The organism is Pseudomonas sp. LB3P93 (assembly GCF_054898025.1).
Genome location: NZ_CM142713.1, coordinates 2,468,609 through 2,489,926 on the forward strand (window position 1 = coordinate 2,468,609; position 21,318 = coordinate 2,489,926).

Sequence of the window (21,318 nt, forward strand, 5' to 3'; positions counted from 1 at the left end):
AGGTTGCTGGTTCATGCCAAAGCGCCAGTTCTGAATATGTTGCAACCTATGTAACTCATTCGAGCGCTGCTTCACCCGTCATTAAATGGGTGTTCAAAGCGCCATAGGAAACCCGTGGAACACCTTGAAGGCGCCGCTCTAGCACAAGGGGCAGCGACTCTTCTGAACGCAAATAGGCATCGCCAAAATCGGCGCCGAGCTGAGTCGGATGAGCCACGATTTCCAGCACACCGTCGGTCGGCATGGCTTCGTTACGCAGGTCCACCGGGGTGCATACATAATCTGCGGTCACCCCGGCCAGACTCTGCAAGCGACTATTGAGCAGCGTCTTGAATACGCGTTTTGGCAGGCTCAGGTTTTGCCCCAGATTGCGCGCAAGGCGCACGGCCACCCCTTGGCTCGCGGCGAAGCGGGCGACGATTTCGCCGATGGGCCATATGTTGTGCACGTGTTGATGGGAATCGATGTGGCTGGGCCGTACGCCGTTGTCCACGCAGCGTTGCCATTGGGCCTTGAGCTCCTCCAGCACCGCGTCGCGGTCCCGGCGACTGAGCCAGAAACGATGGCGGGGCAGGTTGAGATCGAATACCCCGTTGCGGTCGCAGAAGTTCGATCGAGCCAGAATCGACTGACTCAAGGGGCGCCCGTAGGTGAGGTTGAAATGCAGGCCGATCCGATCCTTGAGCAACGGGTGCTGGGCCATGACGCAGGCCGCTTCGAAGGCCGGCATATTGGCCATGGCCGTGGCGGAGCTGATCACCCCGGCCTGGAACGCACCGAGGATCACCGCGTTTTCGCATGGGCTGAGACCGAAATCGTCAGCGTTGACTATGACTTGGCGAGGCATGTTCGCTCTCCCTGTTGATGTCGGTTGGCTTCGCTGCTTTGACCGCCGCGGCGACGGAGGCCGGTGCGGCGGCAACGGCCGCTGCGGCACGTTTGGCTCGCCGTTTCTGCAGCAAGGGTTTGAGCCACTGCCAAAGTCTCAGGGCCAGGCCCAACGCAAGGCCGCTGGGGCGCCAGGAATAGAAACTCCAGCGCCAGTGTTCCAGTTGCCCAGTCATGCGTTCGTGCAGTTGATGGCTGGAGTTTTCCAGGCTCACCCGCGAGGCATCGATCCAGCGCCAGTGCTCGTCCAGGCCCCAGCGAATCCACTCTTCGAGCAGCACCCGACCGCTGCCCAGATCGGCGTATTGCGGCAGGAACGCCAGGTTGTAATCGTACAGACGTCCTTGTTCCAGCAACCCGAGGCGGTAGCTGATGCAGCGCCCGTCCAGTTCCAGCACCACGACCCGCACCATCCCCTGTTCGGCGAGGGCGGTGAAAGCCTGGTCCATCCATTGTCGGTGGCGTTCGTCCGCGAATATCCCGACGCCTTCATCACCTTTCCAACTGACCGCTTCGACTTCACCGAGGGCCTGCAACAACGGGCCCATGGTCGACGCGTCGGGCGTGATCCGCCGGACCTGTGCGCCACACGCCGCGATACGTTTGCGTGCGCGGCGCAGTTTGTAGCGCGGGTCGCCGGAGACTTCCTGGTGGTCCGCGTCGCTGATCACGTGCACCGGCACCCGACAGCTGAGGCGTCGCTCACCGGTCGAACTGTGGGTCATCCACTCGGTCAGTGCGCTTTCTTCGCCGACCGGTTCGGACAACTCGTTGAGTTGCAGCAGGGCATGGGGCAGCTGTCGACGGATCTCAATCAGTGCCTTGCGCATATTCTCCGAGTCCGTTTTCGCGAGGAACGCGAGGCGGTCGGCGAGGGGATAGCCCAGGTGATGCAGCACGCGAAACGGCAGCCTGCCGACGCGTTCGACGCAGGCCACCAACGGCAGGCACAAGACCAGTTCCTTGCCATGCCAGCCGAGCAACACATGCAAGTGTTGCCCGGTGGTCAGTGCCTGTTCGGACGCGCGCATCCAGGCGAGGGTGTTGAACGGCGTGTGGTCCGTCACTCGCAGACGCAACGCTTCAAAAGCCGTTGCCGGGAAGTCAGCGGCGCACAGTGAAGTGCGCCATTCGAATCGTGCTGCCATAGGGTCAGGTCATCGCTGCCGGGGCGGGGTCGCGCACCGGTTTGCGCAAGGCATCCAGGCGTGAGCCGCTGTAATGGGTTTCGCGGAAGAAACGCCAGCGACCAAACAGCTCGTAGACGTTCATGATCCGCCCTTGCTCCTGATACCCCATGCGGATGTGCAGCTTGAGGGCCGGGACATTGTGGAACTCGCAGACATCCACCACTGTGTTGCAGCCTTTTGCCTGCATGACCTTCCAAAGGTTCAACTGAAGGTCCAGCGACAATAGCGTGCCCCAGTAGGCGCGGATCTGCTCACCGCCGAATTCAAAGAACTCGCCTTCCTTCACCGGGAACCAACAGCCGTAGTAATGACGGTCGTGATAGTTGCGCGCACTGCCCCAGATGAAGGCCACGGTATCGCCGTTGTCGTCCAGGTACATATGCCCGGTATGACCCTCGCGGGCCAGTTCGGCCATGGTGTCCACGCGATCGCCAAAGTGACGGGTGAACGCCACCGCGTTTTGCTCGGTGATGGTTTCCAGGCGCAGCGGCGGGTAGGGCCGCAGTTTATTCGGCGGTACCGGGGTGACAAGGTCGCGCTCCATCCACAACAGTTCTTCGTGGGAAAACACGTAGTGCTTCCAGATTTTACTGAGGGTGGCGCGCAAGCCTTTTTGTTTGATGTGGCGGCTGAGTCTCTGCAAAACGCTCATGGTATTGACTCCTGACGGCACGGGCCGTAAGTGGAGTAATGCGAGCCCCGGCCAATGACCGGCGTCGCTATTCAATGCTTGGCAATTCATGAGGTGCTCCAGCTAAGGGTAAACAGGGTCCGTCCTGGCAGCTCGAAGCTGACGCGACCGTCCTTACAATCAAATGGCGCGTCGCGGGCACGATTGTCGGCACCGAAATAACGCAATGATCCGTTGGCCATCGGGCACGAGGTCCCGGTCATGGCCACACGCTGCAAGCGCGTCCCTTTGTTGACCCCCAGCAAGCTGCGTTTGACGTCCTCGCCCATGGCCAAAACATCGACCTCGAAAGCGTCATTCTCCAGGCTTATCACGTCGCGCAGCCAATGCTGGCGGATGAACTGCTGGGCCAGGCCCACGGGCTTGAGCTCGAAGGAGTTCTCGCCGAGTACGCGCAACATGCCTTTGGGATAGTTCGGTTCGTCGGCGGCCTGGAACCAGCCCAGCATTTCCAGCAAGCCGTCCTGGGATGAGTTGATGACGACTGAAGCCCACCACAACGAAGCGAAGTCGGTTTCCTGATCGTAAGGGCTGAGGCTGGAACCGCTGGACATGTTGGTCTGGTCCAGCAGCAAGGCTTTGCGCGGCCGACCCTGGGCGTCGAGGCCGACCAGGTCGGCGGCGCGGCGCACGCTGTCGCGGTAAACCCGGGTCGCCAGCAGGTCGCGAATCATCCATTCGTGCCAGGCCAGGGCATCGATGTTGTCGCCGGATTCGGCCAGCAAGCGTTTGGCCCAATCGATGCCACGCTTGTCGGCGGCGTTGTCGGCAAACGGGCCGTTGACCAGCCGCGAACTGGCGGGCATGGCAATGCGCACGCCGGCCTTGGCGTTGGCGGGATTGCTGCGCACTTGCCGGGCCATGCTGTTGAAGATGCTTTGGTAGTTGGCGTAGTCCGGGTAGTTGAGGTTCGGCTCGTCGGCAAAACCGATGTAGTGCGTGCCTTTGCCGCCCAGGGCTCGGGTGGTCGCGAGCCAGGCGTCGAGCCCGGCGTTGCTCATGGTGTCGGCGCGCAGGTCAGCCTGACGCTGGCTCCCGGCCAAGAGTGTGATGTCTTGGGTAATGCCGAAGCGGTCCTGATACAACTTGCGGAAAGCGTCTTCGTAGTGCGGATTCTTCGCCGTGATGTCGACGAAACTGTAATAAGTCCCCGCCTGTGGTTTGAGTGCATCGAGCACTGCATAACTCGACTCCGGCACCTTGACGTAGGGCAGGGCGATGCCGAGGTTCGGGGTCGGCCCCAGCGCTTTGTTGTGCAACGTCAACCGGACTTGGCCATCGTCCTCGCGCAGGGGTTTGAGCTGCTGCGGGTTCTGGGCGAACAGGTTGGCGGTGCCATCGAGCCAGAACGCCACTTTGCCGCTGCCTTGCAGGCGCAGGCGCCAGACCTGTGGCTCGGTGGCGACGGGCAACTCGACTTTGTCGAACTGCCAATAGCCCTGATACGGTTTCAACGCCAGCGCCACTTGTTTGCCGTCGCCCACGCGCTGTGCTTGCAGGCCGCTGACACCACCGTGGAACTTGCCGGCCAGCACCGCGTGTTCACCCGGTGCCACCTTGAAATACAGTTCATCGCCGTTGCGGGTTTCGGCGCTGAAATGCACCTTGGCCGGGGCGAACAGCGCCACCGTGTGGTCGTCGTGTTCCACCCTGTAACGGCGGAAACTGTAGCCCGGAATTTCCAGTTGATAGCTGGAGGCACTCGGCGCCAGCGGCCAGCTCTGACTGCCGCGCGATTCACTGGCGGCGATCAGGCGCTCGCCCTGAAGTTTGCCCTGGCCATCGAGCAGGTACAGGCGCTCTTCGTTGGCATCCGCTTGCCACGCCGGCGCCCAGCGGATGGTCAGGGTGTCGGGGCGATCCGGTTGCAGGTACAGGCTGCCGTCGCGAATATCGGCCCAACGCATGGGCGCCGCCTGGGCGCTCAGCGAGAGGCCCAGACACAACAGCAGGGCCAGGCGTTTCATGCCGACTTCCGTTGCAGCATGTGCAGCATCGGCGCTACATCGCTGGGCAGGATGATCAGGGTTTGCCAGACCGGCACGCCGCTCAACCGGCAGTACATCACCAGCAATGCAAGCGTCACCGCTACGTAAGCGATGGACGATGCCGCCGCCGCGCCGACGATCCCGTAGGCCGGAATCAACACCAGGTTCAGCGCCAGGTTGAGCAAGGCGCCGAGGCCCATCAACAGCGAAATCGTGCCGGGACGGTTTTTGCCCAGCAAGTCCAGGCGCAGGATGCTCGCGTAGCACAGGCCGAGCAGGCCCGGCAGCAGCGCCAACAACGCCGGATAGGCCGGCTGATAGGCCACGCCGAACAGGGTCACGATCAGCCATTCGCCGATCACGGCCATGGTCACGCAGGCGCCGAGCATCACCGTGGCGGTCAGGCGCAGGGCCAGCGGGGTGACTTTGTCGATGCCTTCTTCCTGTTGCAGCAGGCGTTTCATCAGCGGCGTGGTCACGGCTTCCGGGACGATCAGCAGCAACTCGGCGGCGGCGCTGGCCATGGCGTAATGACCGAGCGCGGTGCTGCCGAGCAGGGCGCCGATGAACAGGTAATCGGAGCGCAGGATCACTTGCTGGAACAGCAGGTCCGGATGGCTGCGGGCGCTGTAGCGCAGCAGCTCATTTTGGCTGGTGCGGTCCCATTGCAATTTCAACGGCTGATCGCGTTTGAGCCAGAACCAGCCCGCCAGCACCACCAGGCTGATGCCGGACAGCCAACTGATCAGCGCTGCTTCCAGCGCAGAGTCTTTCCACATCCAGAACAAGGCGAGAAACAACAGCAGCGGCACCAGCGATTCCATCAGGCGCAACGCATTGAATGCCACCACGCCACCGGATGCGTTGTGCAACGTCAGCAATCCACTCTTGAGCACCGTCAGCGGCACCGCCAGCAGCAACAGCCACGCGAGCAGGCCCAACTGCGTGGTGATGTCGAGTTCATTGCCGAACTCGCGCACCAGGGCGACCACCAGCAAGGTCAACAGACCCGCCAGCAGGCAACCAAACACCAGCACCTGACTCAGCAGCAAACCCATGGGCCGCTGTTTGGCCGCCTGAAAACCCACCGCCGAATTCAGCCCGCCACTGGTGGCAGCGCTGATCAGGTCGGGAAGGGTGCTGAGCAGCGCAAACAAGCCCCGTTCACTCGGCCCGAGGATTCGGGCGAGCAACACGTTGCGCATCAGCCGCAAACCGATCATCGCCAGTTTGGTGCCCATGCTCAGGGCCAGATGCTTGAGGTAACGGTTGCGGCTCATGCGCGTGCCCCGCGGTACAGGCGCCAGGACAGCAGCTGCGGATTGCGCGCCACCCGCTGGCTGACGCCGAAGCGTGGCAAGTTCAAGGGGTCGTCGGTGCCACGATAAATTCCGGTGCCCGTGCCAAGGGCAAACGGGTAATCGTGGTCGGCAACGTGTTCGCGCACCCGCGCATCGTTGTCGCCGTTGGGGTAGCAGTAGACCGGCAGCGGCCGGTTGCAGCCGTTTTGCAAGGCGTTGCGACTGCGGCTCAGCTCCTCACGCAAACGCTGATCGTCAAGGCCGGTGAGAATCGAATGGCTGGCGCCGTGCGGGCCGAACCGCACCAGCCCCGAGGCTTCCAGCGCGCGCACCTGATGCCAGTCCAGCGCCTGGGGCAATGACTCGTCCGGGCACTCATCGGTCAGTCGATTCAGGTCAGCAGGGCTGAGGGTTTTCAGGCTGTGCAGAAAATGCAGCAAGGCCAGGCTGCGAGGCTCCACATCCAGTTCATCGAAGGGCACCGGCAGTGGTCGACCGACCTGTTGCAGGCAGTCGATCAACTGCATCCGGGCCCGTTCACCGTGGCTGCCCCAGAGGGTTTCGCCGATGCTTTCCCACCAGAACCGCTGGCGGCTGCCGATGAAATCGGTGGAGAGAAAAATGCTCGCCGGCACTTGGTATTTTTGCAGCAGCGGGAAAGCGTTCACGGCGTTGTCGCGCCAACCGTCGTCGAAGGTCAGGGTTATTTTCGGGCGGTCCGATCTCACCTTGCCGGGTTGCAGGATGTCCATCAACGACACGCAGTCGAAGTGTTTTTTCAGCCATACCAGCAAGTGCTCGAAGGCTTTCGGTCCGACGCACAGTTCATTGCGGTGGGGCAGGTCGGCGGCCTGGTCGCTGGCCAGCACCCGGTGCAGCATCAGGATCACGCCGGCGCCTTGCAGTTGAGTGCGCCCCACCGACGAGTTGAGGTAAAGCCAGCCACTGGTGCGTTTTAATAATTGTTTGATCGCCACGGCTCAGTCCTCTCAACGGTTTTGCTCAGGGTTCCACTGGGCGTACCGCTGCCCCCGCAGGAACTGCCACAGACCGATACTCATCCCGGCCAGGGTCACCAGAAGGAACGCGGCGAGGCGGAAGGGTTTGGGCAGACGGTGTTGCGAATCCAGCAGACCGGCGATGGCCACGGCGTAACCGAGCAGTTGCGCGACCAGGCTCAGGCGATAGAAGCCGTGTTCTTCCCACAGCCAGAAATTGCTCAGCAACAGCGGCAGCAACAGGATCGGCGCCAGTCGGCGGATCAACTTGTGGCTGATCAAGGCAATCGAATACAGGCCATGCTTCAGCGGATTGAGCAGCTCGCTGCGCTGGGCCAGGCTTTGCAACCCCCCGACGGTGACCCGCTGGCGACGGCGGAATTGTTTGTCCGCTTCGTCGACGCCCTGGTCGATGACCTGCGCCTCGGGCACGTAGACAATTCGCTTGAACGCCACTGGTGCGCAGGTGCTGATGAAGAAGTCATCGTTGACTTCGGCCGGGATGTCCTGGAACAACTCGCGACGCAGGGCGAGCAGGGCACCGTCGGCGGAGACCATGCAGCCGGTGCGGTTTTCCACCCTGCGCAGCCAGCCTTCGTAATGCCGATAGAGGCTGTCGCCAAGGCTCAGGCCACCGCCGGTGACCGGGATCACCATGTGCCCGGCGCAAGCGCCGACCTGTGGGTCGCACAGGGGCGCAAGCAGGTGACCGAGGGTGTCGCGGGACCATTGGTTGTCGGCATCGGTGAACACCAGAATATCGCAGGTGCTCAACGCAACGCCGGCATTCAGGGTCGCGGCCTTGCCCTGGCGGGGCAGGTCGAGAATGGTGATGCGCGGGTCGATGACCTTGCGTGCACAGGCCACAGTGTCGTCGGTCGAACCGTCGCTGGCGAGAATGATCTGCAGCGAGGCCGGCTGATAATCCTGAGCGAGCAAGGTCCGCAACTTGTGTTCGATGTGCCGCGCTTCGTTGTGCGCGGCAATCACGATGCTGATGTTCATCGGTTCCGGCGGCGCATGGCGCCGTGCCGCAAACAACGGCGCCAGCAGCGTCAACAGCAGCGGATAACCGATATAGGCGTAAACCGGCAGCAACAGGCACAACCAGAAAATGAATTCAGCCACGGGCGGGCCTCCTGGCATTCCAATGACAAAGACTGAGGATGAACGCGGCACCGGCCAGTTGCAGACGCACCCAATGCAGGCCCCAGAGTTGCAGTGTCAGGCCCAGGTCACGGTGTTTCATGCTTTGGCGCATGCTCAGGGCGAGCGCGGGCAGACTGGTCACCAGCAACAGGAACAGCGTCAGATGGACCTGGCCGTTGAGCAGGGCAAAAAACGCCGCAATGTCCAGCACCCAGGCGGCTATCGACAGCATCGGGAACCGCAGCAATCGCAAACTCAAGCCGTTGCTGCGCAGTAATTGCAGGTGACTGCCCTGACGCCAGAATTCCTTGCCCATCCATTCGCGCCAGCTGGCCTCGTAACCCCAATGCAGGGCGACGCTCTGGTTCACCGACAGCAGGCGCGCACCTGCGTGGGAAAGGCGCATGGTGAAGTCCTTGTCCTCACCGGTACGCAGGGTTTCATTGAAGCCCCCGACCTTGTCGAACCAATGGCGGCGCATCAGCAGGTTGGCGCTGGGCAGCCAGCGCACGGTTTGCACCGTTTCCGCACTGGGGCGCAACAGCCGGCGTTGCCAGGCATCGGCATACCAAGGGGCTTGCGCCGGGGTGTGCAAATCAAGTCCGAGGACGTCGACGTGAACCGCAGGCTCGATTCTCAACAACAGTGTGAGCCAGTCCTCGGGCACTTCGATATCGGCGTCGAGGAAGGCCAGCCATTTACCGGTGGCAACGGCGGCGCCGCGGTTGCGCAAGGCGCCGATCAGCAAGCCCGGCAGCTCCAGCACTTGCGCGCCCATTTGCCGGGCGATGTGCGGGCCCTGATCCTCGGAGCCGTTGTCGGCCACGATCAGTTCGCATTGCACCCCGGCGGCGATGGCGGCGCGTTGCGCAGCCAGCAGGGTCCGGGCGATGTGTGGGGCTTCGTTGTACATCGGAATGACAATGCTGATGCGGGTCATGCCTTGGCCTCCACGAGTGGGCTTTCTTCGGCTTTCAAACGCAGCACGCTGGTCAGGGCGAGCATGATCCACACGTACTTTTGGTTGGGTGCGCTGAGGAACATCAAAAACAGGGTCAGCGACAGGAAACTCATGCTCAGGTGCGTCAGCAAATCCGCCTGCTCGCGGTTGCGGCGCTGCATCCACGCACGACGGGCGCGGACCAGGTTGTACAACCCGAGGGTGAGCATGCCGACGAACAACAGGCCGGCGGGAATCCCCAGTTCACTGAAAATTTCCAGGTAGGTGTTGTGGGCGCGGCGGTACAAGTCGCCAATTTTGCGGTTGGCCGAAAACGCCTTGGCATACCCGGTGGTGGCGTAGTGCAGCGGGAACGTCCCGGGGCCGGTGCCCAGCAACGGGTTCTCGCGGATCATCTGGCTGCCGACCACAATGTACGAGGCGCGACGGCCCAGAGACTGGTCCTGACTCTTGGCGCCGGCGCTCAAAATGCTCAAGGACTGTATGCGCTCGATATAACCCTTCGGCATCGCATAAAGGGCCAGCGGGATCACGATCACCAGGCCCAGCATCGCGAACCCGAGATGCCGTGGACGGATGCGTTTCAGCTCGGCGTGGTAGTGCCAGGCGCCAATCATCAGGCTGAGGAACAACACCACCAGCCCCGATCGGGATTCGGTCTTGGTCATGCCGCCCAGCAGCAAAATACAGCAACCGACCCAGAACACCCGATGCAAAAAGTGCGGGCTGCGGACCACCAGCAGCAAGGCGAGCGGCACAGCGAAGGCGATCAGCATGGCAAAGGCGTTCGGGTCTTCCAGCAGGCCGGCGGCGCGACCCTGGTCCTGATACTTGCTGGAGAACACCGCCAGCACGCAGGTCGCCGTGACACTGAGGGTGACCAATTTGGCGAACAGGTCCATGTTCAGCTCGCGGCCGATCAGCAGGGTGATCACAAACAGGATCAGGCCAACGCTCAGCTCCCGCAGGTGCCCCATCGACATCCCCATGTTGTCGGTGTTGATCACGCTCAGCAGGTACAAGACCATGAACCAGATCAGGAAGCGCCAGATGTTGCTGCGCAGGCGCTCCGACGGGAGCTGGTGGATGGCCAGTTGCAGCATCAGGATCACGGCCAGTGAGGCACCGAGGAACTTGGTGCCCGACAGCGAACTGTCCTTGAAGAAACCTTCAAACGGTATCAGTGCAGCGATCCCGAGCAAGCCCCAGGTGGGTTTGCGGTAAAGCAGCGCGACACCGACCAGGCCCAGCACCGCCCCCGGCGCCAGATACGGATAAGGGCTGGCCAGCAAACCGAGGCAGACCAGGCCAAACAAACTGACGATCGAGAGCGGAAAGATCACGCGCGTGCCTCCCGTGCAGTACGGAGATAAAGTTGCGACCAGCGTTCGGCCAGGGCCTTGAGGTCGTAACGGTCCAGTTGCGTACGTTTTGCGTTGTCGATCAGGTCGCGAGCCATGGCCGGTTCAGTCAACAACGAGCCGATCTGGCGGGCGAGGGCGGCGCTGTCGGCGGGCGTCGCCAGCAGGCCGTTGTGCCGGTCTTGCAGCACATCGGGAATCCCGCCGACGCCAAACGCCACCACCGGCACCCCGGCTTGCATTGCTTCGAGCAGAATCATCGGTGTGCCTTCGGTGCGCGAGCTGATCACCAGCGCATCGAGTTGCTGCCACCACTTACCCATGTCGGTCTGGTAACCCGGCAGGGTGATGCGGTCCTGCAAGCCGGCTTCGTTGATACGTGCCAGCAGCGCCTCCCGTTCCGGGCCGTCGCCGAGCATCACGGCGTCCAGTTGCGGGTGTTGCTGACAGAGTGGAATCAGTGCATCGAGAAAAAAGTCCGGGCCTTTTTCACTGCTCAGCCGCCCGACGTAACCGGCCAGCCAACGCTGGCGGTCCACGCGGTGCGGCAGCAGTCCGGTGGCCGCCGGTAAACCATTGGGAATCACTTGCAGTTTTTCCGCCCGGACACTGGCCTGGCGGCACAACACGGCAATGCTTTCGGCGACGCAAACTACGCGAGTCACCGACGCGGTGCGGCACAGTTGCAGGCTCAGCCAGGTGTAAAACTTCTGTTTGCGGCTGCGCGGGGTGAAACCGTGCTGCGTAATCACCAGCGGCAGGCGCAACAACGTTGCGCCCACCCAGCCAAACAACAGGCCCTTGAAATTGTGCGTATTGATCAACGGCCGTTCCGCCCGGCGCTGGCGCAAATGCGCGAGCAATGGCCCCAGCCCCGCGCAACCCCGGCAGTCGACCCCCGCCTGGCGGAACCGCGCGATCAACTCTGGCGGTGCATCGAGAAACAGCACCTGGTGCTGCCCCGGCGTCGCCAGGCAATGGTCCAGCAGCATCCGCTCAGCCCCGTAGAAGCCGCCGCTGCTGAGCAAATGAATGATCGGCAGGGAAGGGCTGAGCGGCGCGTTCAATTGCGCACCCAATGCACGAGTCCAGGCACGGACCAGTTGCTGTGCGGATTGGTCGGTTCCACGTTTTGATCGTTGATCACCAACAGCACCGGCAAGCCCAGTTCGTGGGTGATTTGCGCTGGGTGTTTGAAACGGTGATCGAAGAACTCACGGACGTAGACCAAGGCAATCGCCAGCAAGAGACCGGTGAACAAGCCGAACGGAATGATCAGCATCGGTTTCGGGAACGCGGCTTCGGTAGGCTCATACGGCGGGCTGAGCACCCGTGCGTTGGACAGGTCGTTGTCCAGCGAGCGAGAGGTGCTGCTTTCGGCGAAGCGCTGGGCGTACGTCGAGAACGCCGCGTGCAAGCCGTTGATCTCGGTGTCCATCTGCCGCAGCTTGCTCTGGGTTTTCTGCAACTGGTGGATGCGGTCTTTGAACTCGGCAATGCGCGCGGTTTTCTGGTTGATCACGGAAGCGACAACGGCCAGGTCGGTGGTGCGCTCCTGAATCCGGTTGCTGACCACTTTCAGAAACTGCTGACGGGTGCGGGCGATTTGCTCGCGGGTCAGCAACATCGGCTCGCTGCTTGGCTGGAAGATCGCCAGGTCGTTCATGTAGCGGCTGACCTGAGTGGTCAGGGCCTCACCCATCTGTTTGATCTCGCGATCTTCGAACGCCACGTTGTCCACGGTGGTGGTGAAGGTGTAGGGGAAGGTGTAGTCGTTGAGTTTGGAGTTGCTGGCAGCGGCCAGGCTGGTTTTCAGGTAGTCGAGCCAGCGTTGGCTTTGCAGCAGGCGGTCGCGGTACAGGTTGAGCGCTTGCTCCTCGGTGTTGATGGCGTTGAGGCGGAAGGTGATTTCTTCCTTTGGATCGGACGAGCCGACTTCTTCAAGCAAGGCCAACCGAGTGCCTTCCAGGCCATCGAGCCGCACTTGGTACTGCTTCTTTTTGGTTTCGTAGAACGATTGTGGCAAGTCGATGGATTGCAGTTCCTGACGGCTGGTCAGGTAGTTCTGCAGCAAGGTTGCGACAAACTTGGTGCCTTGGGCCGGATTGTCAAAGCTGTAGATGATGGAGATCACGTTGGAGCCTGGCAGGGTCTCGATTTTCAGACTGTCCATCGCCTCTTGGGTCAGTGCATCCAGCACCGTGTCGCGCACCGGATCGGTTTCCAGGCCAAGAGTGGCTTTCACCGGGTTGATCACGTATTCGCGCAGCGGGGTGGTTACGTACTGTTTGAACGGCTGGGTTACCAGTTTGTTGAAGACGCCAGGGGTGGGCGTGTACTCACCCTTGTCGCGCAACTCGCTGATGGTCTGCCGGATCAACGCCGGCGAGCGCAGGATATTGCTCTCGGTTTCCATGTCCGCCAGGGACGGAGGAATGAACGAGGCGTTCTCCTGGTTGAGGGACGTCGTGGCGTCTCCCTGGGAGAGTTTTTTGGACTGCACGATCACCTGGGCGGTGATATCGAAGCTCTGTTTGAGCACCAACGGCAAGACCAGCGCGATCACTGCAAAGACCAGGAAGACTCGCTTCACCAACTGCTTGTTGGCGAAGAAGATCCTGAAGAACTCGTGCAGGTAGTTTTCCTTTGGATTCATGGTCGGTCACCTGAGAGTTAGTTACTGTCACTGTCTTTGTTGTCGACGCGGTAGCCGAAGCTGAAGCCCACGCCCTGGAACAACACCACGTCTGCCAGTTGCCGTGCGAGCTCGCCGGCGCTGGCCAGTTTGGTCTTCGGCACATAGAGCATGTCGTCCGGTTGCAGGTACGCAATCTGCGACGCATCGCCTGACAAGGCTTTTTCCACGTCATAACGCACAGCCTGAACCTGGTTACCGTTGCGGCGCATGATCACCACCGAATCGAGCCGCGCCTTGGTGTTGCTGCCACGGGCCAGGGTCAGTGCTTCGAGCACCGAGACCGGCCGGCGGATCGGGTAGGAACCCGGTTGGCCGACTTCGCCCAGCACGTAGATTTCATTGCCGGCGGTGGATTTGAGCAGCACGTCGACGGTCATACGACCGGGCAGTTGTGCGTAGCGTTTGTTGAGGAAGGTTTCCAGTTGATTGACGGTCATGCCTTGCAATGGCACGGCGCCGATTTCCGGAAAGCTTGCGTAGCCGTCGGTGCCCACGGTGATCTCCCGGCTCATGCCGGTACCCGGGTGGTTCAGGGCGCTTTTGAGGTTCGCCTCTTCGCTCAGCGGGCTGATGACCTGCACGGACAGCTGATTGCGGTTGGGCTGAAACAGCTGCTTGCGTGTGTAGACACGCTGGATTTCCTGACGCGCTTCTTCGGAAGACAGCCCGGCGATTTTCACCGAGGTGTTGGCGCCCGGCAGTTCAATGGTGCCATCGGGCAGCACCAGTTGATTGCCGTTGAGCTGGCTGGCGGCAGTGAAGTTCAGGCCGACCTGGTCACCGGACTGGATGCGGTAGGCACTCGATCCGGTGGTGCTGATGCGGAAGATCACGTCCAGCACATCCTGTGGCCGCAACGTCTGTTCGACCTTGGGCATGTCGGTGGCCTGGGCATTGGCCGGTGCGGCCGTGAGGATATTCACCGGCATGTTCTGGGTTTCGGAAGTGCTGGAGCAACCTGCAAGCGGCAGCAACAGCAGGACAAGCATTTTGGCGTTCATGTCGTCATCCCTTTCTGGTTGCTTACAGGTTTTTGTACAGCCACTTCGGCATGTAGTACTTGCGCCGGTTGAAGACGCTGCCGACCAGTTTCGCGCCGGCCTGGGTCAAGCGCTGAACCGCCGCCTGCGCCACTTCCCAGCGCGTGTCTTCGGAGCGCACGACCATGATCACGCCGTCCACCTGGGTGCTGATGATCATGGTGTCGGCGGCGGAATACACCGCGTCGCCGTCGATCACCACAAACCGATACTGACTGCCGAGCTGATCGAGCAACGGGCCCAGGCGTTCAGGTGTCAGGTGTTCGGTGCCGCGCACAAACCGGCCGTTGGGCAGGATGTGGAAGGGCAAGCTGGAAACGTTCACCACGCAGTCCTGCAGCAGTGGCGGGTTCTGGGTGTTGAACAGCAGGTCGCGAAAACCGCGCTCCTTGGTCAACCCCAGCTGCTGGGTGAGGTTGGTCGACGATTGGCTGGCATCGACCAGCAGCACCTCACCGCTGCTCATTTGCGCCAGTTGGCTGGCCAGTGCCAAGGCACTGGTGGTTGTACCTGCGCCGGGGTTGGCGGAGGTCAGGAATAGGATCCGCAGATCTTGATCGAGCACGGTCGAGGTCAGGTTGGACTCGCTCGGGTTTGCAATGCTTAGGCTTTTGGCTGATGAACCGTCCATTTAACTCGCTCCGTGGCCGCTGAATACTTTGAAGGGGGTTTTCAACAGGATCTTCAGATCAAGCAGCAGGCTCTGCTCGGCGATATAGCTGAGGTCCAACTCAACGCGCTGGTCGAAGTCGATATTGCTGCGCCCGGAGATCTGCCACAGGCCGGTCATGCCGGGGTAGATGCTCAGGCGTGCAAGGTGATTGTCCTTGTAGCGGTAGGCGTTGAACGAGGTTGGGCGCGGGCCCACCAGGCGCATGTCGCCCGTCACCACGTTGAACAGGTTGGGCAGCTCATCCAGGCTGCTGCGCCGCAGGAAACCGCCGATGCCGGTGATGCGCGGATCCTTGTCGATCTTGAAATCGATGGCGTCGGCACCGTGTTTGTTCAGGTGACGCAGGGACTCTTTGAGCTCCTCGGCGTTGGCCACCATGGTGCGAAACTTGAACATGCCGAACTTGCGACCGCGGTAGCCCGTGCGTTTCTGCACGAACATCACGGGCCCAGGGCTGCTGAATTTGATCGCCAGTGCCAGGCCCAGCAGGATGGGCGAGATCAGCAGCAGAATGACCAGCGCACCGAAGCAGGCGACCACGCGGTTGGTGCGTGACAGCGTCCACGGCCGACCGCCATCACGGCCGGTCATCCAGCCACGACCCTGCATATGGATCGCGGTATCAAGGCGCATTCGGTGCTCCGGGTCCAGGCGCTTGTCTCGGCGCATCTGTTGCAGGGGCACCGTTTTTTCATGTCCAGTCATAGAATCCTCCGCTGAAGTTCAGCCGCGAGCGGCGCATGGGCGATAGGCAGTGGGTAGTAGTCGCGGAACCAGGCAATAAAGCGCCCGAGTCCTTCATCCAGCTCGATACAAGGCTGAAATCCGGTAGCCCGAGCCAAGTCACTGGCGTCGGCGCAGGTATTGAGCACGTCGCCCGGCTGCAGAGGCAGCAACTCGACGAGGGCTTTTTGTCCGAGGTGCTTTTCCAGAAGCGCCAGGTAGTCCTTGAGCTCCACCGGGTGCTGGCCACCGATGTTGTAGATCCGCCACGGCGCCATGCTGCTGGCCGGGTCCGGTTGTTCACGGTCCCATTCGGCGTTGGCTTGCGGTGGACGTTCGATCAGGCGGGTGATGCTTTCGATGATGTCGTCGATGTAGGTGAAGTCGCGCTGGTGCTCGCCGTAGTTGAACAATTTCAACGGCTGACCTTCGGCAATCGCCCGGGCAAACTGGATCGGTGACATGTCGGGCCGGCCCCAAGGCCCGTACACGGTGAAAAAACGCAGGCCGGTGCAGGGAATGCCGAACAGATGGCTGTAGCTGTGGGCCATCAGCTCGTTTGCTTTCTTGGTCGCGGCGTACAGCGACAGTGGGTGGTTGACGCCGTCCTTCACCGAGTAAGGCGTGTGCTGGTTGGCACCGTACACCGAACTGGACGAGGCGTAGATCAGGTGCTTGACCGGGTGGTTGCGGCAGCTTTCGAGGATGTTGAGGAACCCGCTCAAATTGCTGTCGAGGTAAGCCCGAGGGTTTTCCAGGGAGTAACGCACCCCGGCCTGCGCCGCGAGGTGAATCACCACCTCGGGTTGTTCACGGACAAACAGGGCCTCGATGGCCGGACCGTCGGCCAGGTCAACCGTCGCGAGCTGGAAATTGCCAACCTGCTCCTGCACCCAATCCACGCGGTCGTGTTTGAGTTGCGGGTCGTAGTAGTCGTTGAAATTATCCAGCCCGCACACGTCGTGCCCCTCGCGCATCAGTCGCAAGACGCAGTGGGCACCAATGAAACCGGCCGCTCCGGTGACGAGAATCTTCATGGTCGCGGCGCCTCGGGAACGATGTGCCGCAGGCCGATGCCGCTGTAGTGCAAACCGGCCGCCGCGACTTGTTCCGGGTTGTAGAGGTTGCGACCGTCGACGATCACCCGTGAACGCAATTTGCTCGCCAGCAAGTCAAAGTCGACCACGCGGAAGTTTTTCCACTCGGTGCAGATCACCAAGGCGTCGGCGTCTTCCAGGGTGTCGTCGCGGGTGGCGCACAGGTGCAGGTTATTGCGGTAGCCGTAAATGCGCCGGCATTCAGACATGGCTTCCGGGTCATAAGCCTGCACGCTCGCGCCTTCGGCCCACAGCGCTTCCATCAGGTAACGGCTGGGGGCTTCGCGCATGTCATCGGTGTTGGGCTTGAACGCCAGGCCCCAGATCGCGATGGATTTGCCGGCCAGCCCGTTGGGAAATTGCGCTTTCAGTTTGCTGAAGAGAATGTGGCGCTGGCTGTCGTTGACGTCAGTGACGCTGCGCAGCAGACGCAACGGCATGCCGTTGTGTTCAGCGGTGTGCAGCAGGGCGCGCAGATCCTTGGGGAAGCACGAGCCACCGAAGCCGCAACCGGGGTAGATGAAGTGGTAACCGATGCGCGGGTCCGAACCGATGCCTTTGCGCACCGCTTCGATGTCGGCCCCCAGCAGTTCGGTGAGGTTAGCCAGTTCGTTCATGAAACTGATGCGCGTGGCGAGCATCGCGTTGGCCGCGTACTTGGTCAGCTCGGCGCTGCGGTTGTCCATGAACATGATTTTTTCATGGTTGCGGCAGAACGGCGCGTAGAGCTCGCTGAGCTGGACGCGGGCTTCGTCGTCGTCGGTGCCGACGATGATCCGGTCCGGGCGCATGCAATCGGCGAGGGCGCTGCCTTCCTTGAGAAACTCGGGGTTGGACACCACCCGCACTTTCAGGGCGCTCTTGCCACGGCGATGCAGTTCTTCGTTGGCGCTGGCGGCCACCTGGTCCGCGGTGCCGACCGGCACGGTGGACTTAATGATCAGTGTGCGATCAGTCTCCATGTAACTGGCGATCTGGCGGGCCACATTCAGTACGTGACTGAGGTCGGCGGAGCCGTCCTCGTCGGCGGGCGTGCCAACGGCGATGAAAATCAGCTCGGCGTGTTCGACCGCATCGCTGGCCTGGGTCGTGAACAGCAAACGGCCGGCCTTGATATTCTCTTCCAGCGTGCTGGATAACCCCGGTTCGCTGATCGGCGGCACGGCCTGTTGCAGTTGCTTGATCTTGTTCGGATCAATGTCGACACATAAGACACGATGTCCGACATCGGCCAATGCCGCTGCTTGTATCAGGCCAACGTAGCCCGTACCAAATACGCTCACGTCCATATTGGCGTGCCTCGTAAGACGGTGGAAAGAACTGAAATAAGACTGTCAAAAGGGGTATAGCCCAGCGCTGGGAAAACGTGTCAGCAAAATGACATGTTGCTTTGCTATAACAGACCCATTTTCGGGGCGATTTGCCATCAAGTGCTTGCCGCAGCTGGATTTGCCGCGGTTTTGACGGGTTTTTCACATTTCGAACAAAACGATAAACGGTCGTAGGGCTTGAATTGCAAGGGTTGTAGCCACCTGAGTGTGTCAGATTTGAGTCAACGTTTTTTTGACGCTTCGTCGAAAAACCCGACATTTCTTGCGCTTTGATGGCCCGGTGCTAGTGTCAAAAAATGGCCGACAATCTATTGGCCAACAGACGGCCGCGAGCATCGGAAATACTATGATTCGATACCTCAAAGAACTGCTCTTAGTTCTCTATTTAGTTAAGAACTACGACTATTACCTGGAACGCCTGAGCGCGATGGGCATCGGCTTCCCGGTGCTGCTGTTTGGCGGGATGTTTATCGCGCTGACCGTGGCGCTTTTCATGACCGCCTACATCCGCCAGACACTGATCCGTCATGTGTTTGCCCTGGCCATGTTTGTCTCGGCGGTGTTTTTCGACGTCTATACCCGCGTCACGGCCGATTACCTGACGTACAGCAGCTTCGTGTCGCTGGTGTATTCCGGCGGGTTCATCCAGGAGGCGGCGTACCAGTACCGCGACGCGATCATCAGTGGGGTGGTCGGCGGGTTGTTGCTGCTGTTTGGCATCGGGCTCAAGCCGCGTCGGCGCATGCCGCTGCCCGGTGCGTTGCTGGTGGCGGCGCCGATGCTCGGAGTGCTGTTGCTCAGTGCGGTGTTGTTCGTGCGAGCCGGCGAGGGCGCCCGTGGCCTGCCGATCATGTACACGCCGCTGGCCTATCTGAACCTATTTACCTACGAAGCCCTGCACAACACCGTCGGCCCGCGCGAATCAGTGAGCCTGGCGCGCAACGACTCACCGCCGGGGCACGATATCGTGCTGATCATCGACGAAAGCATTTCCGGCAACTACCTGGACATCAACGCGCCGTTCGGTGTGCACAGCAACCTCAAGGGGCCGCGCCCGGGCGTCGAGATCTTCAATTACGGATACGCCGCGTCCATCGCCAATTGCAGCGCCGACACCAACATCACCCTGCGCTACGGCGGCACCCGCGCCGACTACATGCGCATCAACAGCACCCTGCCGTCGATCTGGCAGTACGCGAAGAAAGCCGGCCTGCGCACTGTCTACATCGATGCCCAGCGTACCGGTGGCAACTTGCAGAACCTGATGAACGATGCCGAGAAAAAGGACATCGACGAATTCGTGCAATTCGACCAGACCAGCGTGCGCGATCGCGACATGGCGGCAGCGGCGAAACTGATCGACTTGCTTAACGACGGCAAACCCGAGTTGGTGGTGATTAATAAGGTGGGCGCGCATTTCCCGGTGCACGACAAGTACCCGGATGCGTTCATGGCGTACCGTCCGACGTTGCCTCGGGGGCAGTTTGTCGAGATCGCAGACACTGGCAAGCGGGATGGCTTCAACGGTCAGCCGGATGACTGGGTGCTGTACCGCAACGCCTACAAGAACACGTTGCTGTGGAACGTCGGGGAGTTTTTCTCGCGGGTTTTTGCGCAGGCGGACATGAGCAACGCACTGCTGATTTACACCTCGGACCATGGGCAGGACCTGCATGAGCGGGGCAACCCCGGGCTGAATACCCACTGCGGCGGGGATCCGGTGGAGGAGGAGGGCCTGGTGCCGCTGGTGGTGATTCAAGGGGATCAGTTGCGCACACTGGATTGGCAGAAGGCGCTGACCGCGAACAAGGATCGGTCGAGCCACTACAACATCTTCCCGACGTTGTTGCAGTTGATGGGGTATGACCTGGCGGGGATCGAGGCGGTTTATGGCAAGCCGTTGAGCGTGCCGACAGCGGACGACTTTACGTTCAACTACCGGTTCAATGCGCGGCTGGGGGCCAAGCCTGAGTGGAAGCATATTGACCTGAAGAGCATTGTGACGCCGGGGCAGGCGGCTACGAGTGTGGCGGTGGGGCAGTAAGATTTTTGGTTGTCTGATCTGGCCTCATCGCGAGCAGGCTCACTCCCACAGGGGATTTGTGAACGACACAGATCCCCTGTGGGAGTGAGCCTGCTCCGGGCGGCGATCCGACGATGGCGTCAACCAATTCAACTCAGATCTGAAGGCTGCTGCCACCGCGTCCGATACACCCCCGGCGCACACCCCTGCCACCGCAAACACGCGCGGTTGAAACTCTGCACATCGCTGTACCCCAACCGATCCGATATCTCCACCAACTCCAGATCCGCTGCCTGCAACAGATCCTCGGCCAGGCAACGGCGATACTCATCCTGCAACTCGGAAAAACGCCAGCCCAAGGCCTTCAAGCGCCGGGCAGCGGTGCGTTCCAGCCAGTGATGGTCGGCGCAAAACTGCTGCCAGTTTGCACGGGCAAGGTCCGCAATCAGATGGTCGCTGACCTGCTCAAGCAACGTCGGCTCGCTGTTGCGCCGAGTCTGCTCCAGCAGGTCCACCAGCGTTTGTTCCAGCTCATGGTTGCCCGGGGTCAACGCTGTCACAAACAACTGCGGATCGAGACGGATTGAATGATGCGGCTGTGCCCACTGCACCGGCGCGCGGAACGCCTGTTCATGCGCCTGGGGGTTGGCAGTACGTGGCCACGCCAGACCGATCTCGAGAATCGGATCACGCTCCAGCCCACTGGCGAGGAATTTTCGACGCAGCATGCTGCACAGGCTGATCACGATGTAATCGGTGGTCGACGCACTGGCTTTCAGGCTGCCGCAATCCAGTAGCCGCAACTCGACGCCGTCATCGTCGCGCACGATCTGCGCCCGGAAGTGCCCGTTGAAGAACGGAAAGAATCGCTCGAAATAATCACAGGCGCTTTCCAGTGACGCCGCGACGTCGAACAGGTAAGTCAGGCCATTGGTGGCGGTGGAGACGAAGCGTCGGCCCGCCGCCAGACCGATCAACGGGTCGCCAGTCTGCTCCAGCGCAAACGCCCAGAAGCGCCGCGAAAGGAATAATGGAATGCGCATGAACGGCGCACGCAGTTCGAACAGGCTGCGGCGAAACAGGTCTTCGAGGGTTTCCCGGGCGACGCCCCGGGCAAGCAGTTCTTCGATGGCCGGCAGCAAGGTCGGCGCATAAAACGCATTGGGCAATGGTTGATGGAGCAGTGGCTGATCACTTTTTGTCATG

Annotated in this window: 18 protein-coding genes; 1 reads left to right on the forward strand and 17 read right to left on the reverse strand. The window is 61.2% G+C overall.

Annotated elements, in window-relative coordinates:
- Positions 1–55 precede the first annotated feature (55 nt).
- The 16 genes from ACYZT8_RS11010 to ACYZT8_RS11085 form a co-directional block, all read right to left on the reverse strand.
- A complete protein-coding gene (locus ACYZT8_RS11010) occupies positions 56–847 on the reverse strand; it encodes a ChbG/HpnK family deacetylase (RefSeq protein ID WP_461980995.1) in 792 nt (263 codons plus the stop codon).
- Positions 819–2,036, reverse strand: a complete 1,218-nt coding sequence (locus tag ACYZT8_RS11015) for a GNAT family N-acetyltransferase (protein WP_461980997.1) — start codon at positions 2,034–2,036, stop codon at positions 819–821. Before ACYZT8_RS11015 ends, ACYZT8_RS11010 begins: the two co-directional genes overlap by 29 nt.
- Positions 2,037–2,040: 4 nt before the next feature.
- Positions 2,041–2,730: an N-acetyltransferase gene (locus ACYZT8_RS11020; RefSeq protein WP_461980999.1), complete on the reverse strand. Its 690-nt coding sequence runs from the start codon at positions 2,728–2,730 to the stop codon at positions 2,041–2,043.
- Between the two features lie 86 nt (positions 2,731–2,816).
- Positions 2,817–4,736, reverse strand: a complete 1,920-nt coding sequence (locus ACYZT8_RS11025) for a hypothetical protein (RefSeq protein ID WP_461981001.1) — start codon at positions 4,734–4,736, stop codon at positions 2,817–2,819.
- Positions 4,733–6,037, reverse strand: a complete 1,305-nt coding sequence (locus ACYZT8_RS11030) for a lipopolysaccharide biosynthesis protein (protein WP_461981003.1) — start codon at positions 6,035–6,037, stop codon at positions 4,733–4,735. Before ACYZT8_RS11030 ends, ACYZT8_RS11025 begins: the two co-directional genes overlap by 4 nt.
- Complete coding sequence (locus ACYZT8_RS11035) at positions 6,034–7,035, reverse strand: polysaccharide deacetylase family protein (protein WP_461981005.1); 1,002 nt, start codon at positions 7,033–7,035, stop codon at positions 6,034–6,036. The genes ACYZT8_RS11030 and ACYZT8_RS11035 overlap by 4 nt, the downstream gene beginning before the upstream one ends.
- Before the next feature lie 12 nt (positions 7,036–7,047).
- Positions 7,048–8,184, reverse strand: coding sequence for a glycosyltransferase (locus tag ACYZT8_RS11040; RefSeq protein WP_461981007.1), 1,137 nt, complete (start codon positions 8,182–8,184; stop codon positions 7,048–7,050).
- Positions 8,177–9,145: a glycosyltransferase family 2 protein gene (locus ACYZT8_RS11045; protein WP_461981009.1), complete on the reverse strand. Its 969-nt coding sequence runs from the start codon at positions 9,143–9,145 to the stop codon at positions 8,177–8,179. Before ACYZT8_RS11045 ends, ACYZT8_RS11040 begins: the two co-directional genes overlap by 8 nt.
- Positions 9,142–10,509, reverse strand: coding sequence for an O-antigen ligase family protein (locus tag ACYZT8_RS11050; protein WP_461981011.1), 1,368 nt, complete (start codon positions 10,507–10,509; stop codon positions 9,142–9,144). Before ACYZT8_RS11050 ends, ACYZT8_RS11045 begins: the two co-directional genes overlap by 4 nt.
- Complete coding sequence (locus tag ACYZT8_RS11055) at positions 10,506–11,606, reverse strand: glycosyltransferase family 4 protein (RefSeq protein ID WP_461981013.1); 1,101 nt, start codon at positions 11,604–11,606, stop codon at positions 10,506–10,508. The genes ACYZT8_RS11050 and ACYZT8_RS11055 overlap by 4 nt, the downstream gene beginning before the upstream one ends.
- Positions 11,591–13,183, reverse strand: coding sequence for a GumC family protein (locus ACYZT8_RS11060; RefSeq protein WP_461958277.1), 1,593 nt, complete (start codon positions 13,181–13,183; stop codon positions 11,591–11,593). The genes ACYZT8_RS11055 and ACYZT8_RS11060 overlap by 16 nt, the downstream gene beginning before the upstream one ends.
- Positions 13,184–13,200: 17 nt before the next feature.
- Positions 13,201–14,226, reverse strand: coding sequence for a polysaccharide biosynthesis/export family protein (locus ACYZT8_RS11065; RefSeq protein WP_461981015.1), 1,026 nt, complete (start codon positions 14,224–14,226; stop codon positions 13,201–13,203).
- Positions 14,227–14,248: 22 nt separating this feature from the next.
- A complete protein-coding gene (locus ACYZT8_RS11070) occupies positions 14,249–14,896 on the reverse strand; it encodes a CpsD/CapB family tyrosine-protein kinase (protein WP_461981017.1) in 648 nt (215 codons plus the stop codon).
- The gene (locus tag ACYZT8_RS11075; RefSeq protein ID WP_461981019.1) at positions 14,897–15,643 is read right to left on the reverse strand and encodes a sugar transferase; all 747 of its coding nucleotides are present in this window, start codon (positions 15,641–15,643) and stop codon (positions 14,897–14,899) included.
- Entirely contained in the window at positions 15,640–16,698 is a 1,059-nt protein-coding gene (locus tag ACYZT8_RS11080) for an NAD-dependent epimerase (RefSeq protein WP_461981021.1), read from the reverse strand. The genes ACYZT8_RS11075 and ACYZT8_RS11080 overlap by 4 nt, the downstream gene beginning before the upstream one ends.
- A complete protein-coding gene (locus tag ACYZT8_RS11085; protein ID WP_461981023.1) occupies positions 16,695–18,047 on the reverse strand; it encodes a UDP-glucose dehydrogenase family protein in 1,353 nt (450 codons plus the stop codon). The genes ACYZT8_RS11080 and ACYZT8_RS11085 overlap by 4 nt, the downstream gene beginning before the upstream one ends.
- Positions 18,048–18,435: 388 nt before the next feature.
- On the opposite strand from ACYZT8_RS11085, the gene ACYZT8_RS11090 reads away from it, so the two are divergent.
- Complete coding sequence (locus ACYZT8_RS11090; RefSeq protein WP_461981025.1) at positions 18,436–20,133, forward strand: sulfatase-like hydrolase/transferase; 1,698 nt, start codon at positions 18,436–18,438, stop codon at positions 20,131–20,133.
- Positions 20,134–20,261: 128 nt separating this feature from the next.
- On the opposite strand, the gene ACYZT8_RS11095 is transcribed toward ACYZT8_RS11090, so the two are convergent.
- Positions 20,262–21,317 (reverse strand): AraC family transcriptional regulator, encoded by a 1,056-nt coding sequence (locus ACYZT8_RS11095; RefSeq protein WP_461981027.1) that lies wholly within the window; start codon positions 21,315–21,317, stop codon positions 20,262–20,264.
- Position 21,318: the final 1 nt, after the last annotated feature.

Bases quoted from the DNA above. Each gene is read 5' to 3' on its own strand.
- ACYZT8_RS11085 (WP_461981023.1), bottom strand. From the start codon at position 18,047: ATGGACGTGAGCGTATTTGGTACGGGCTACGTTGGCCTGATACAAGCA.
- ACYZT8_RS11070 (WP_461981017.1), bottom strand. From the start codon at position 14,896: ATGGACGGTTCATCAGCCAAAAGCCTAAGCATTGCAAACCCGAGCGAG.
- ACYZT8_RS11020 (WP_461980999.1), bottom strand. From the start codon at position 2,730: ATGAGCGTTTTGCAGAGACTCAGCCGCCACATCAAACAAAAAGGCTTG.
- ACYZT8_RS11075 (WP_461981019.1), bottom strand. From the start codon at position 15,643: ATGACTGGACATGAAAAAACGGTGCCCCTGCAACAGATGCGCCGAGAC.
- ACYZT8_RS11080 (WP_461981021.1), bottom strand. From the start codon at position 16,698: ATGAAGATTCTCGTCACCGGAGCGGCCGGTTTCATTGGTGCCCACTGC.
- ACYZT8_RS11090 (WP_461981025.1), top strand. From the start codon at position 18,436: ATGATTCGATACCTCAAAGAACTGCTCTTAGTTCTCTATTTAGTTAAG.
- ACYZT8_RS11095 (WP_461981027.1), bottom strand. From the start codon at position 21,317: ATGACAAAAAGTGATCAGCCACTGCTCCATCAACCATTGCCCAATGCG.
- ACYZT8_RS11060 (WP_461958277.1), bottom strand. From the start codon at position 13,183: ATGAATCCAAAGGAAAACTACCTGCACGAGTTCTTCAGGATCTTCTTC.
- ACYZT8_RS11045 (WP_461981009.1), bottom strand. From the start codon at position 9,145: ATGACCCGCATCAGCATTGTCATTCCGATGTACAACGAAGCCCCACAC.
- ACYZT8_RS11010 (WP_461980995.1), bottom strand. From the start codon at position 847: ATGCCTCGCCAAGTCATAGTCAACGCTGACGATTTCGGTCTCAGCCCA.
- ACYZT8_RS11025 (WP_461981001.1), bottom strand. From the start codon at position 4,736: ATGAAACGCCTGGCCCTGCTGTTGTGTCTGGGCCTCTCGCTGAGCGCC.
- ACYZT8_RS11015 (WP_461980997.1), bottom strand. From the start codon at position 2,036: ATGGCAGCACGATTCGAATGGCGCACTTCACTGTGCGCCGCTGACTTC.
- ACYZT8_RS11030 (WP_461981003.1), bottom strand. From the start codon at position 6,037: ATGAGCCGCAACCGTTACCTCAAGCATCTGGCCCTGAGCATGGGCACC.
- ACYZT8_RS11065 (WP_461981015.1), bottom strand. From the start codon at position 14,226: ATGAACGCCAAAATGCTTGTCCTGCTGTTGCTGCCGCTTGCAGGTTGC.